This is a genomic window from Clostridium sp. D46t1_190503_E9, from assembly GCF_015555225.1.
In the GTDB taxonomy this organism is placed as follows: domain Bacteria; phylum Bacillota; class Clostridia; order Clostridiales; family Clostridiaceae; genus Clostridium.
Window position 1 is genome coordinate 86655 of record NZ_JADNKB010000013.1, and the last position, 14563, is coordinate 101217.

General features: G+C 28.2%; 15 protein-coding genes and 1 riboswitch. Of the genes, 14 read left to right on the plus strand and 1 reads right to left on the minus strand.

Annotated features, from left to right (window positions below; all coding sequences use genetic code 11):
- The first annotated feature begins 3 nt into the window (after positions 1-3).
- The 9 genes from I2E83_RS14600 to I2E83_RS14640 all read left to right on the plus strand — a co-directional run bounded on the left by I2E83_RS14600 (position 4) and on the right by I2E83_RS14640 (position 8797).
- Positions 4-1875 (plus strand): fructose-specific PTS transporter subunit EIIC, encoded by a 1872-nt coding sequence (locus I2E83_RS14600; RefSeq protein ID WP_195430704.1) that lies wholly within the window; start codon positions 4-6, stop codon positions 1873-1875.
- A 308-nt stretch (positions 1876-2183) separates the two neighbouring features.
- On the plus strand, positions 2184-2771 hold the full coding sequence (gene rbr / locus I2E83_RS14605; RefSeq protein WP_195430707.1) for a rubrerythrin: 588 nt from the start codon (positions 2184-2186) through the stop codon (positions 2769-2771).
- Positions 2772-3069: 298 nt separating this feature from the next.
- Positions 3070-4899 (plus strand): ATP-binding protein, encoded by a 1830-nt coding sequence (locus I2E83_RS14610; protein ID WP_195264390.1) that lies wholly within the window; start codon positions 3070-3072, stop codon positions 4897-4899.
- Between the two features lie 23 nt (positions 4900-4922).
- Positions 4923-5519: a response regulator gene (locus I2E83_RS14615; protein ID WP_195430709.1), complete on the plus strand. Its 597-nt coding sequence runs from the start codon at positions 4923-4925 to the stop codon at positions 5517-5519.
- 138 nt (positions 5520-5657) lie between these two features.
- Complete coding sequence (locus I2E83_RS14620) at positions 5658-6098, plus strand: hypothetical protein (RefSeq protein WP_195264388.1); 441 nt, start codon at positions 5658-5660, stop codon at positions 6096-6098.
- A 72-nt stretch (positions 6099-6170) separates the two neighbouring features.
- A complete protein-coding gene (locus I2E83_RS14625) occupies positions 6171-6470 on the plus strand; it encodes a DUF3892 domain-containing protein (RefSeq protein ID WP_195430710.1) in 300 nt (99 codons plus the stop codon).
- A 215-nt stretch (positions 6471-6685) separates the two neighbouring features.
- Positions 6686-6853, plus strand: a complete 168-nt coding sequence (locus I2E83_RS14630; protein ID WP_207733804.1) for a hypothetical protein — start codon at positions 6686-6688, stop codon at positions 6851-6853.
- A 615-nt stretch (positions 6854-7468) separates the two neighbouring features.
- The gene (gene sfsA, locus I2E83_RS14635) at positions 7469-8164 is read left to right on the plus strand and encodes a DNA/RNA nuclease SfsA (RefSeq protein WP_195430711.1); all 696 of its coding nucleotides are present in this window, start codon (positions 7469-7471) and stop codon (positions 8162-8164) included.
- Between the two features lie 129 nt (positions 8165-8293).
- On the plus strand, positions 8294-8797 hold the full coding sequence (locus I2E83_RS14640; protein ID WP_195264385.1) for an NUDIX domain-containing protein: 504 nt from the start codon (positions 8294-8296) through the stop codon (positions 8795-8797).
- 126 nt (positions 8798-8923) lie between these two features.
- Here I2E83_RS14640 and I2E83_RS14645 read toward each other — a convergent pair whose 3' ends face one another.
- Entirely contained in the window at positions 8924-9100 is a 177-nt protein-coding gene (locus I2E83_RS14645) for a hypothetical protein (RefSeq protein ID WP_195264384.1), read from the minus strand.
- A 161-nt stretch (positions 9101-9261) separates the two neighbouring features.
- Between I2E83_RS14645 and I2E83_RS14650 the strand changes: the two genes are divergently transcribed.
- From I2E83_RS14650 to ftsH, 5 genes are all read left to right on the plus strand, one after another.
- Positions 9262-9939, plus strand: a complete 678-nt coding sequence (locus tag I2E83_RS14650) for a hydrolase (RefSeq protein ID WP_195264383.1) — start codon at positions 9262-9264, stop codon at positions 9937-9939.
- A 73-nt stretch (positions 9940-10012) separates the two neighbouring features.
- A riboswitch (Lysine riboswitch) is annotated at positions 10013-10181 on the plus strand.
- 135 nt (positions 10182-10316) lie between these two features.
- On the plus strand, positions 10317-11609 hold the full coding sequence (gene lysA / locus I2E83_RS14655) for a diaminopimelate decarboxylase (RefSeq protein WP_195264382.1): 1293 nt from the start codon (positions 10317-10319) through the stop codon (positions 11607-11609).
- 135 nt (positions 11610-11744) lie between these two features.
- Positions 11745-11969 carry a DUF3006 domain-containing protein gene (locus I2E83_RS14660; protein WP_195430712.1) on the plus strand — a complete coding sequence of 75 codons (225 nt, stop codon included), beginning with the start codon at positions 11745-11747 and terminating at the stop codon, positions 11967-11969.
- On the plus strand, positions 11966-12535 hold the full coding sequence (gene lepB / locus I2E83_RS14665) for a signal peptidase I (protein ID WP_195264465.1): 570 nt from the start codon (positions 11966-11968) through the stop codon (positions 12533-12535). The genes I2E83_RS14660 and lepB overlap by 4 nt, the downstream gene beginning before the upstream one ends.
- 22 nt (positions 12536-12557) lie before the next feature.
- Positions 12558-14477 (plus strand): ATP-dependent zinc metalloprotease FtsH, encoded by a 1920-nt coding sequence (ftsH, locus tag I2E83_RS14670; RefSeq protein WP_195264380.1) that lies wholly within the window; start codon positions 12558-12560, stop codon positions 14475-14477.
- The last annotated feature ends 86 nt before the right edge of the window (positions 14478-14563 follow it).

Sequence of the window (14563 nt, forward strand, 5' to 3'; positions counted from 1 at the left end):
GAAATGAAAATTACAGATTTATTAAATAAAAAATCTATAGCAATAAATCCTAAAGTTACTTCTAAAGAAGGAGCTATTGATAAATTAGTTGATTTGATGAGTTTATCAGGAAATTTAAATAATAAAGGTGAATATAAGAAATCTGTTTTAGCTAGAGAGGAACTTAGTACAACTGGTATAGGAGATGGAATTGCTATACCTCATGCTAAAACAAGTGCAGTCAAGGATGCTGGATTAGCAGCAATGGTAGTTAATGATGGAGTTGATTATGATTCTTTAGATGGGCAACCAGCAAAGTTGTTTTTTATGATTGCAGCACCAGATGGAGAAAATAATCTTCATTTAGAAGTTTTAGCGAGATTATCAACTATGTTAATGAATGAAAACTTTAGAAATGGACTATTAAATGCAAAATCTGCAGAGCAGTTTATAAAATTAATAGATGATTTTGAAAACGAAAAGTTAAATAAAGATAAAGTTGAAAGTAAAGATAGATATAAAGTTTTAGCTGTAACAGCATGTCCTACAGGAATAGCTCATACTTATATGGCAGCAGAAAGCTTAGAAGGAAAAGCTAAAGAAATGGGTGTTTCAATTAAGGTAGAAACTGATGGTTCGGGTGGAGCTAAAAATGTATTAACAGCAAAAGAAATAGATGAAGCAGAATGTATTATAATTGCAGCTGATAAAAAAGTAGAAATGGCAAGGTTTGAAGGGAAAAAAGTAATTCAAACTAAAGTTGCAAACGGAATACACAAAGCAGAAGAGTTGATAAATAGGGCTACTGCAGGAGATGCACCAATTTATCACCATAATGGAGCAAAAACTTCAGAAGAAGAATCATCAGGAGAAAAGGATAGTATAGGGCATCAAATTTACAAACACCTTATGAATGGGGTATCTCATATGTTACCATTCGTAATAGGCGGAGGTATTTTAATAGCTTTAGCATTCTTATTTGATGACTATAGCATTGACCCAGCAAATTTTGGTATGAATACTCCATTCGCAGCCTTCTTAAAAACAGTTGGTGGAACAGCGTTTGATTTCATGTTACCTATATTAGCTGGATATATAGCTATGAGTATAGGTGATAGACCAGCTCTAGCAGTAGGATTTGTTGGGGGTATGCTTGCTAATAAAGGTGGTTCGGGTTTCTTAGGGGCCTTAATAGCAGGTTTTATAGCAGGGTATTTAATAGTTGGATTGAAGAAGTTGTTTGAAAAGTTACCAAATAGCTTAGAAGGTTTAAAACCGGTTTTATTGTATCCTTTCTTTGGAATTTTATTGATCGGTGCAATAATAATGTTTATAATCAATCCACCAGTGGCAGCTGTGAACAATGGAATTACTAATGTTTTGAATAATATGGGTGAGAGTAGTAAGATATTACTTGGTGCAGTTTTAGGTGGAATGATGGCATTTGATATGGGTGGCCCTTTAAATAAAGCTGCATATGTATTTGGGACAGCATCATTAGCTAGTGGACAATTTGAAATTATGGCAGCAGTAATGATTGGTGGTATGGTACCTCCTCTTGCCATTGCTTTATGTACTACATTCTTTAAAAAGAAGTTTACAGCTAAAGAAAGGCAATCAGCAGTAACAAACTATATTATGGGATTATCATTTATAACAGAGGGAGCTATACCTTTTGCAGCAGCGGATCCATTAAGAGTGATACCATCTTGTGTGCTTGGTTCTGCAACAGCAGGAGCTTTGTCAATGTTCTTTGGTTGTGCTTTAAGAGCACCTCATGGAGGTATATTTGTTCTTCCAGTTATAACTAATCCATTAGGTTACTTTTGTGCTTTAGTTATTGGATCATTAGTAGGTATGATTGTATTAGCGGTATTAAAGAAAAATAAAAATTAATTATAAAAATTAATTATAAAAAATAGTTGTAAGTTTAATCTTATAACTATTTTTTTTTTTTTTTTGATAAGTATATAAAATGTATTATTATGGTAATAATAATGAATGATATTAGTGTAAGTAAAAATGAATTAAAGGTAGAAAAATAAATTAAGGAAATGAAAAAATGAAGGAATATTTAGAAAAAAGCAACAATAAAATATTTATTGAGGTTATTTATTGAGTATCCAATTTGCTAATTAATCTCAGATGTAATATAATGGAAAAGTGGTTAAATAACTAAATCTATAGGTAGGAGAGTGGATAAAATGAAGAGTTTAAAGGGAACTAAAACAGCAGAAAATTTAATGAAATCTTTTGCTGGAGAATCACAAGCAAGAACTAGATATACTTATTATTCAAGTGTAGCAAGAAAGCAAGGATATGTACAAATTGCAAACATATTTATGGAGACTGCAGAGCAAGAAAAAGAACATGCAAAAAGATTTTATAAATTTTTAAAAGATGATTTTGCTGGAGAGGCTATAGAAATCAATGCTGGTTATCCAGTAGATTTATATGATGATACAGCCAAAAATTTAAGAGCAGCAGCTAAAGGAGAACATGAGGAATGGTCTCATGATTATCCAGAATTTGCAAGAGTAGCAAGAGAAGAAGGATTCCCAGCTGTAGCAGTAGCATATGAAAGAATAATAGAAGTAGAAAATATGCATGAAAGAAGATATAATAAGTTATTAAAAAATATAGAAGAAGGAAAAGTATTTAAGAAGGATGAATCAGTTTTATGGAAATGTACTAACTGTGGATATATCTTTGAAGGTGAAGAAGCTCCACAAGTATGTCCAGCATGCTTACATCCACAAGGATACTTTGAATTATTTGCAGAAAACTATTAAAAATATTATATGAAAGGCTTAGGAGCTAATATTCCTAAGCTTTTTATATATTAAAATGTAAAAGTTCAAAGTTTTAAAATGTGATTATAGATTTTATTTAATATTTAAACCTTTAAAAAGTATGTCCATTCTATATATCTCTTAAACTTAAATATATAAGTTCTAATTGAGGCAAGGGAATAATTGAATTATATATGATCAAATTTATAAAAGAAAAAAATAATTGTGGAATATATATTTGTGTATTATGTATAATTAATATAATCAAAGAACAATATTTTAAAATTGGAAGGTTAAAATGATGATTAACTCTTTAAAAAAAAGATTTACAATTATATATAGTATCCTTGTAATAATAATTATATTGGTAGGATTATTTGCAGTTATTAATATGTATAATATTAATAAATCTACAAATGGATTAATTACTAATAATTATAAAAGTATTAATACAAGTAACAAGATGATTGATTGTATTAATAGTCAGGATAAGGCTATATTAATATACTTGCAAGGAAATAAAGATGAAGCATTAAATTTATTTCATGCAACTGATGATGAATTTTATAAATGGTTTTATGTTGAGAAAAGTAATATAACGGAGCCTGGAGAATTAGAATTAGTGGATAGAATAAACTCTCAATATATAGAGTTTAGTAAGTTGTTTTCTGGGCTACAAGATTATAATAATGGCCAAAATCATGATGAATTAGTTCAAATTTACTATCAAAAAATATCACCACAAATAGATTTGCTAAATAAAAGTTTGAAAGAATTATTTGAATTAAATGAAGATATTATGCTTAAAAAAGAAGGTGCTCTTAGAAGTAGTTCAGAATCATCCATATACTTCATTATATTTATATCACTTGGAGGAGCTATAATTGGAGGATCAATAGCTATGTTCTTTACCAATAGATATTTCAATCCAATACATTTATTAATAAATACAATAAAATCTGTAAAGGCAGGAGACTTAAATAAGCAGTCACCTGTAATCTATGATGACGAAATAGGATTATTAGCAAAAGAATTTAATAATATGACAAATAGATTATATGATTTTGAAAAGAGCACAGAGGGAAATTTAGTCGCTGAAAAAAATAGATCTTTAAGCATAATTAAAAGTATATCAGATCCGATAATATTGTTGGACGATAGATTTAGAATTAAATTTATAAATGATGAAGGAAAAAGCTTCTTTAATATTGATGAAGAACACTGCATTGATAAAAGTTTCTTTGAAGTCATAAATTTATCTAAGGTTTACAAATATATAAAGGAATCTATTAATAAAGGTAGTGAAAATAGAGAGGAATTAATTGAAATAAAAAGAAATAATAAAAAATATTTTTTTAATATAACTTCAACTATAATAAAAGGATCAGAAGAGAAGATTGATGGGGTAGTAGTATTATTTAAGAATATAACTGGACTGAAGGAATTAGAAATTATAAAAGCAGATTTTATCGGGACAATATCTCATGAATTAAAAACGCCATTGACATCAATAATGATGGGAGTTGGACTTATAAATGATAGTAATATAGGATCATTAAATAGCAAGCAAAGAGAAATTTTAGAAACTATAAAAGAAGATGTACAGAAATTAAATGATTTAGTATCAAATTTATTAAAGATATCACATATCCAATCAAACAAGACTTCTTTTAATATAAGAAATAATGATATTAAAGAATTAATAAAGAATTGCTTGTATAATTTTATTCCTTTAGCAAAAGAGAAGGGAATAGAATTGAAATTAAATTTAGAAGAAAGATTGCCTGATGTTATGATGGATGAAGAGAAAATAAAGTGGGTATTGAATAACTTGCTATCTAATGCTGTTAGATATACAGAAAAAGGTTCTATAAAAATAGATGGATATATTAAAGAAAATAATATATGTGTATCTGTAACAGATACTGGAAGAGGAATTCCAAGTAATTATTTAGAAAAAGTATTTGAGAGGTTTGTTAGAGTAGAAGGATTTGAAATACCAGAAGAGAGTACAGGGCTTGGATTATCTATAGCAAAAGAGATTGTAGAGATACATGGGGGAAAAATATGGTGCGAAAGTAAGGTTGGATATGGAAGTAAATTTATATTTACTATTCCACTATCCTAAAGAAGTAGTTTAGGAGTGATTATATGAAAAGAGTTTTGGTAATTGATGATACAAAGAATATAAGAATATTATTAAGTACTTGTTTAGAATTAAGGGGTTACGAGGTAATCACAGCAGATAGTGGAGTAGAGGCGTTAAATATAATAAATAATACAAATGAAGTAATAGATTTAATATTTTTAGACATTAGGATGCCAGGAATAAGTGGAACTGAAGTGTTAAAAAATATTAAAGAGATTAGAATAAATTGCCCTGTTGTTATAATGACAGCTTTTGCAACAGTAAAGAACGCAATAGAATGTACTAAGTTAGGTGCAGTAGTATATCTTCAAAAGCCATTTTCACCTGACAGAATAAACATTGTGTTAGATGAAATAGAGGGGAAAAGTATACAAAACAAAAATGAAAGTAATTTAGATTTAATTATAGCAGAAGTAAGAAGCCTTTTAGCTCAAAATGATATGGATAAATACAATAAAATACATGAATTATTGAAGGAAATAATAGGGATGGATCCATATAATAAAGAAGTATATTTAATGATAAGTAAGTTTAATGGACTAATTGGAAATAAAGTAGAAGAGCAAAGATTTAAAGATATATATGAATTGTTTAATTAGGAAATTTAAGTACGACTAGGGAAGAAGGTATGTACATATTTTAAATAATGGGTTTTAAATATATTAGATATTATATATAATTTAATAAAGGATAATTTTATTAAATAAGGAATTATATTGTAAGGGGGGATTGATAAGATGTTTTTGAAGGAGTTAAATAAAGAAGAATCTATAGCTTTTATAAACTTAGTTTCTATTTTTGCTGATGTAGATAATAAATTTGCTAAAGAAGAAAAAGTTCTGTTAAAAGAGTATAAGGAAGAATTAGGATTAAGTGATTCGGAAGTGCATCATATGGGATATGATGAAGTTTTAGAAATAATAAGAAAATCTAATGATAGGGCAAAAGCAATTGTATATTTTGAATTAGTTGGACTAGCATTGGTTGATGGGGAGTATGAAGATGAAGAGGTAGATTTCTTAGAAAATCTAGCTTCAGTATTAAGTATTTCTAGATCAAAGAAGATTGCGATTGCAAATTACTTTTATAACTTTAAAGAAGTATACAATTTTACTACTGTAGATGCAGATAATAATATAGAATTACTTAAGGAACAAGCAGAAAGCATTTTAAAATAAAAATGCAAGTAGATTTGTATTAAAGAATTTCTAATGGATAAAATAACACTATAACCAAATGGAGGTGTTATTATGAATGAAGAAAATGATGGAATGATTGGAAGACTACCTATAAATATAAATAAAGAAGTACCAACACCAAATAGTGATGCAGAGTCAATAAAGGCTTTAATTAAGAAGTCTGGAGAAGTAGTAGGATATGAACTTTCAAATGGCGAAAGAGTATCAAAAGAAGAAGGCGTTAAAATGGCTAAGAATGGTCAAATATCTGGAGTTGCAGTTGGAGTTTCAAAGAAAGGTGAAGAATATTTAAGAAGTCTTCCAGACCAAAGTGAAAATAATAATTTAAGTTCGCTACCAACTGTAGAGTAATTTAAAGTAAGATATAAAAATTTTTTATATCTTACTTTATTCTTATACAGTTAATAGATAAGAGTTTTTAATATTAAAAATGAATATTAGGTTACTTATTCACAAAGAGTTTACTTTTTTGCCAACATAGTTTTATTGAAAACAATATATTAATTATGTAGAATTAAATTGATTAAGGAAAGTAATTAATTATAGGGGAGAAAATAAATAAAATTATGGTTATTTTTTTATTAATAGCATCAGTATTTGCATCATATAAATTAGCGGAAGAAAAAGGCCAAAATAAATTAATTTGGGCTATAATAACAGCATTAGTTGGACCATTTGTATTAGCTATTCAGTATTTGATGTCATACTATAAAAATAGTTATTCTACAAAATAGATAATTTAAATTATAAAAGCAATAGGTTAAATAAGAATGACAGTAGGAAGAAGTGTTTTATACAAATCTACCTACTGTCATTTTATTATAAAGCTATTTTCATTAAATAAAATTATAAAAATAGTATAATCTTTTACATTAGTATAAAAGATAGAAATATATAATATACGGTATTAAAAAGATTAAAGGAATATTTATTGTGTAAATAAACATTAACAAGTGGAAAAGTGTTAAAACTGTGGAAAGTTATCCACAAAATGTGGACAACTTGGAAAAACTGTTGAAAACTTTTTAAAAAGGTATTGACACAATATATATGGAAAGAATATACGTTTGTAACAATATGATGATTTTTGATGAAGAACACTAATATATGTAGGAGAATGTAACAGTTAATAATTTTATAATTTGGGTAACAAAATATAGTTATGCACAGTTTGTACAAAATGTGGATAAAAACTGTGGATAATGTTACAATAATACTATAAATATAGGAAAAATAAGAGCTTTAATAATTTTACCTGTGGACAACTTATGATTTTAGAAGTGCTGTGGATAAAATATATGAAAAAAAATGTTGAAATTACATTTGTGATTTTGTTTAAGGAGAAAAATATGAAATATAATAAGAATATATATGAAGCAATATTTAAAAGTAGGCCTAATAGGTTTAATGCAAATGTCATATTAAATGGAGAGGAAATAGTAGTTCATGTTCCAAATACAGGAAGATGCAGAGAAATCTTAAAAGAAGGAACAAAAGTATTTTTAAGAGAAGAATTAAATCCTAGTAGGAAAACAAAATATGATTTAATTGCAGCAATGAAAGGGGATATATTAATTAGTATAGATTCTCAGATACCTAATAAGGTTGTTGATGAGGCTTTAAATAATAAAAAGATTGATACTTTACATAAATATACTAAAATTAATAGAGAAAAAACCTTTGGTAAAAGTAGATTTGACTTTAAGTTATCCACAGAAGATGATAGTGAAGTATATTATTTAGAAGTGAAAGGAGTAACCTTAGAGGATAACGGACATTGTAGATTTCCAGATGCTCCTACAGAGAGAGGTGCAAGGCATATATCAGAGCTAATAGAAGCAAAAAAACAAGGATTTGGAGCAGGAATTTTATTTTTAATTCAATTAGATAATGTTAATACTTTTTCGCCTAACGATATAACTGATTTGGAATTTGGAAATGCATTAAGATTAGCAAAAGAAAATAATGTTGATATAATGGCATATAACTGTAAGGTTGAAAAAGATGGAATTGAAATATATAAAAAAGTTGATATAATATTATAATTACTATATAAGATATAAGATATAAGTTTAAAGAAAGATTATATATTTAACTCAAATATATAAATAATAGATTATATATTTGAGTTGTTATTTAGAAAAATAGTTATTTAGTTAAATAAGAGGTGTATTATGAAGTACAAATTTTGTCCTTTATGCGGTAGAGGATTAGAAGAAAAGTATAGTTGGGATGAAGGCGGTGTACCGTATTGTTCTCATGACGATGTGATGTTTTTTGATACTCCAAAGCCATGTATAATGGTGGCAATAATTAAGAATGATGAAATATTATTATTGAAGCAAAGTTATATATACAAAAATTCTAAGGTATTGTTAACGGGATATGTAGATAATAATGAAACAGCAGAAGAAGCAGTTTATAGGGAAGTAAAAGAAGAGGCTGGAATTGATATAAATAATATTACATATATGGGTTCTGATTATGTAAAAGATAAGGAAATTTTAATGATAACATTCATGGCAGATTTTGTTTCAGGTGAAATTAATAAATCCGATGAAGTAGAAGGTATGGGTTGGAGTAAGCTAGCAGATGCATTAGAGGAAATGAAAGAGGATATAATTGGTACAAGGGTTGTAAAAAAGGTCTTGGAGATAAGAGAAGCTAAAAGTATATAAATGATTATATAAATAGTAGAGCCTTTGGAATAGCTGTAGAAGGAAATTAAAGCAAATCGAGGCGTTTAAAAAACAGTAAATAGATTTATGTATAAATCTATTTACTGTTTTTTAATTACATAATGCTTAATAATCAGATTCATATATTTTAACAGATAAAGTTCTATCATTATAATTTATTTCAGCCTTATTTATCATAATTCCAACTAAAGAAAGCTCTCCATATAATTCACATTCTCCATCTAAGCTATAATACAGAAAAGTTTCTTTTTTATATTTTGAATAAATATAAACATTTTTCAAAATTATTATTTATGTTAAAAATTAAAATAAATATATTGATAAAAATGAATTAATCTAATAAAATTATTTAGTTATATGTATCTTAATATATATTTGAGGTAGTATAATATAATTATAGCTTAAAAAAATTAGAGTTAAATATAAAATAGGAGGAGTTTGGTATGGATGGGAAGAAAATTAAACAAGTACCAGAGATAAAAGGATTATTAAGAAGTCATGTTATAGAAGTACCTTCTTGTATAAGAGATTGTAGTGGAATAAAAATATTTGGAAAAAGAATAAAGTCATTATTATTTACTACAGATGTTGCCATAATAAGAAATACCAATGCTGATGCTATAATAGCAGTATATCCCTTTACTCCTCAACCACTTATAACACAAGCCTTAGTTATGGCAGCAGATGTACCTGTATTTTGTGGCGTAGGTGGCGGAATAACTCAAGGGAAAAGAGTAGTTAATTTGGCTTTAGATGCAGAATTTAAAGGTGCAATGGGAGTAGTTGTAAATGCTCCTACAGCAAATGAAATTATAGAAAAAATACGAGAAACTATAGATATTCCTGTAATTGTAACTGTAGTTTCTGAATGTGAAAATGTTGCTGAAAGGATTGGATCTGGGGCAACAATATTAAATGTTTCTGGAGGTAAGAATACACCTAACATTGTGAGGAAAATAAGAGAGCAATTTCCTACATTCCCGATAATTGCAACTGGTGGACCGACAGAAGAAACTATAATGAGAACTATAGAGGCTGGGGCAAATGCAATAACATATACTCCACCACCATCTGGCGATGTGATGGGAAGCCTAATGGATAAATATAGAGATCAAAATTAAAATTAATAATTTATAAATTCATAAAGTTGTAGAATAATATAACAAAAGATGTATAATAATATATATGGCTAATTATCAGGGTAGAGGTGCTGTTATTAATAGTATTTATAATGAGCTTTGCAAAGTGATGATTTATAAAGAAAGGATTAATAGCCGAAGAAATAGATTATTGCAAGAATCTATTTTTGGTTGTACATATAACATGTGTGCAACTGTCACGAAAGTGGAGAGCTACAGGCAATAATTATAAATTATTAATTTTATTATTATATGCTAAATATTTTATAGCTTTAATTTCACTTAAGGAAATCTGCCACTATGGATAACCATAGTGGTTTTATTTTATAATTAATGAAAGTATATTTGGAGGAGATTATATGAGATTATTTGGGGCAAGCAAAATAGAAGAAAATGATTTAGTAATTGGGGGCGTAAAGGCAAGGGATTTAGTAAAAGATTATGGAACACCGTTGTATGTAATGGATGAACAACTTTTAATAGATAATTGTAGGGATTATATAAAATATTTTAAGGTTAATTCTGAGAATAATAGAGTAGCTTTTGCAGGAAAATCATTTTTGACATTAGAAATGTGCAGGCTTATAGATCAAGAAGGGCTTTATTTAGACGTTGTTTCTGGGGGTGAACTATATACAGCATATAGGGCTAACTTTCCTATGGAGAAGATATATTTTCATGGGAACAATAAGACTTTAGAAGAAATAGAGCTTGGAATTAAATTGGGAGTAGGAAGGTTTATAGTAGATAATCTATGGGAAATGGCAAAGATAAATGAAATATCCGAAAGGTATAATAAGATTCAAAAGATTTATTTAAGACTTACACCAGGAATAGAAGCTCATACTCATGACTATATTAAAACTGGACAGATAGATTCAAAGTTTGGATTTGCACCAGTAGGTAATATAATAATGGATGCTGTAAAGAAAGCTTTAGAATTACAAAATATAGAATTAGTAGGGCTTCATTGTCATATAGGATCACAAATTTTTGAGACTGAGCCATTTGGTGATGCATCAGAAGTGATGATAAATTTTATAAATACTATAAGACAAGAAACAGGTTATATGATTGAAGAATTAGATTTAGGTGGAGGATTTGGAATTTATTATTCAGAAGGCGATAAGCCAAAAGAAACAAAAGAATATTGTGATACTATATTAAATAGAGTTAATGAAGTGTGCAGTAAATTATCACTTAAAAAACCTATTTTGACAATAGAACCAGGAAGATCAATTGTAGCTAATGCAGGAACAACTTTGTATAATATAGGATCAATTAAGGAAATACCAGGAGTAAGGAAATATTTAGCTGTAGATGGTGGCATGACAGATAATATAAGACCTGCTTTATATGAAGCAAAATATGAGGCTATAGTAGCTAATAAAGCAAGTGAAAGTATGGAGGATAAAGTTACGGTAGCTGGTAAGTGTTGTGAATCTGGAGATATTTTATTACAAGATATAAACCTTCAAGAAGCAGAAAGTGGAGATATACTTGCAGTTCTATCAACTGGAGCATATGGATTTTCTATGGCTAGTGGATATAATAAAAATTTAAGACCAGCAGTTGTATTTGTAAGAAATGGTGAAGCAAAAGTTGTATGTAAAAGACAAAATTATGAAGAATTATTAATTAATGAAGTATAATATTAGTATAAATAATAGGGTAAATGAAAATCATTTACCCTATTTTTAATAATATATATTCTATTTAAATTTTCAACAAATATGATATACTAGAATATAAGCTAAAAAAGCGAGGTGAGTAATAACAGGAGCATTATGGAGAAAAAGGAATATATAGTTGATAGAATTGAGAGCGATTATGTTGTGTTAGAGATAGAATATGATAATTTAATTAATGTCAAAAAAAGTGATATAATAGGAAATGTAAAAGAAGGGGATATTTTAATTAAAAAAGATAACCTCTATTTTATAGATGAAAAAGCTACTAAATTAAGACGTGAAAGTATTAATACTATGATGAAAGGATTATGGGAAGAATGAGTGAGAGTAATAATATAAATGAAGGAATTGATATAGAAGAAGGTAAGAAAGATAGTGATTCTAAAAAAAATTTTATTAGTGAATGGGGAATTCCAATAGTTTCAGCTATAATATTAGCTTTTCTTATAAATAAATTTCTATTATTTAAAGTTTTAATTCCATCAGAATCAATGGTACCTACATTGAATGTTGGAGATAGACTTTTTGTTACACGAGTATATAATTTAGAAAAGCTTAAACGAGGGGATATTATAGTATTCAACTCAGAAGAGCTTCAAGAGTCATTAATAAAAAGGTTAATAGGATTACCAGGAGATAAAATAAAAATAGAAAATGGTAAGGTATTTGTAAATGGAGAAGAGTTACAAGAAGATTATATAGGTGCTGAAGACAATTTTAATGGAGAGTATGAAGTACCCGAAGGAAAATACTTCTTCTTAGGAGATAACAGACTTTGGTCAAAAGACTCTAGGTACTGGATTAATCCATATATTGATGGAGAAGATATAAGTGGCAAAGCTCAAATAAAAGTGTATCCTTTTGATCAAATTGGTAAAATAAAATAGATATACAAGGAAAGGAAGAGCAATGGAAAATAAGAATACAGAAGAAAATAATAACAATAATAAAAAGCAGCATACATTATTCTATGCAGTAATGGCATTTCTGTTTTTATACGCATTCACTTCGACTAAAAATCTTATGACAACTCGAGAAATAAGTTATAATGAATTTTTAAATATGGTAGAAAATAAGCAAGTAGAAAGTGTTGTAATTTCATCTACAGAAATAAAAATACTGCCTAAAAGTGATGAAAATACTAAAGAAACAGGAAAATTATTATATACTGGCAATGTTGATGATCCTAATTTAATAAATATTTTAAATGAATCTGGAGTAGAGTTTAAAGGTGAGCCTGTACAAAATAATTTTATAGTAGACTTTATTCTAAATTGGATAGTAATGCCGATAATACTTTTCTTTATATTTAGATTTATAGCTGGAAGAATTGGTAGAAAAATGGGATCATCTCCTATGATGGGGATGGGAATGGGAAAAAGTAATGCAAAAATCTATAAAGAAAATGATATAAAAATAACTTTTGATGATGTGGCAGGGCAAGATGAAGCTAAAGAATCATTAAAAGAGATAATAGATTATTTAAATAATGCTAGTAAGTACACAGAAATAGGTGCTAAACTTCCTAAAGGAGCTCTTTTAGTTGGTCCTCCAGGAACGGGAAAGACATTATTAGCAAAAGCAGTAGCGGGCGAAGCAAATGTTCCATTCTTATCAATATCAGGATCAAACTTTGTAGAGATGTTTGCGGGAATGGGAGCAGCGAAAGTAAGGGATCTTTTCCAAGAAGCAGAAAAGAATGCTCCGTGTATCATATTTATAGATGAGGTAGATTCTATAGGTAAAAGTAGAGATTCTCAAATTCAAACAAATGATGAAAGAGAACAAACACTAAATCAATTATTAACGCAAATGGATGGATTTGATTCAACTAAAGCAATAGTTGTTTTAGCAGCTACAAATAGACCAGAAATATTAGATAAGGCGTTATTAAGGCCAGGAAGATTTGATAGAAGAGTAATAGTAGATAGACCGGATTTAAAAGGAAGAATAGATATACTAAAAGTTCACTCTAAAGGAGTAAAACTTGGAGATGATGTAGACTTACAAGAAATTGCAAAAAGCACTCCTGGAGCAGTAGGAGCAGATCTTGCTAATATAGTAAATGAAGCAGCTTTAAGAGCTGTAAAGCATGGTAGAGAATTTGTAATGCAAGAAGATTTAAGAGAAGCTGTAGAAGTTATAATAGCAGGTAAAGAAAAGAAAGATAGAATTCTATCTCCTATGGAAAAGAGAGTAGTGGCATTCCATGAAGTAGGTCATGCGCTTGTTGCTGCATTATTAGAAAAAACAGATCCAGTTCATAAGATAACTATTGTTCCTAGAACGATGGGAGCATTAGGATACACAATGCAATTACCAGAAGAAGAAAAATACTTAGTGTCAAGAGATGAATTAACAAGTCAAATAATGGTTATGCTAGGTGGTAGATCTGCTGAAGAAGAAGTATTTAATTTAGTTTCAACAGGAGCTTCAAATGATATAGAGAGAGCTACACAAACTGCTAGAAGTATGGTTACTATTTATGGAATGACAGATAAATTTGATATGATGGCCTTAGAATCTGTTCAAAATAGATATCTAGATGGAAGAGCAGTAAGAGAATGTAGTGATGAAACTTCAACTTTAGTAGATGAAGAAATACTAAGAATAATAAAAACTTGTCATGAAAATACTAGAAAGTTATTAAAGGAAAATAGAGATTTACTTGATAAAATTTCAGAGTATCTATTAGAAAAAGAAACTATATTTGGTGACGAATTCATGGAATTTGTTTATGATAAGTATCCAGAATTAAGAGATAAGAAAAAGAAAAAAGTTGAAGATTCAAATGAAGTTATAGACGTAGAAGAGATTACAGAAGTTTAAAATAACGTAAAATGGATAAATTAATGAAAGGGTGTACAGGATTTGTTGTTACACTCTTTCTTAATAATATAAATTTAAAATCAAAG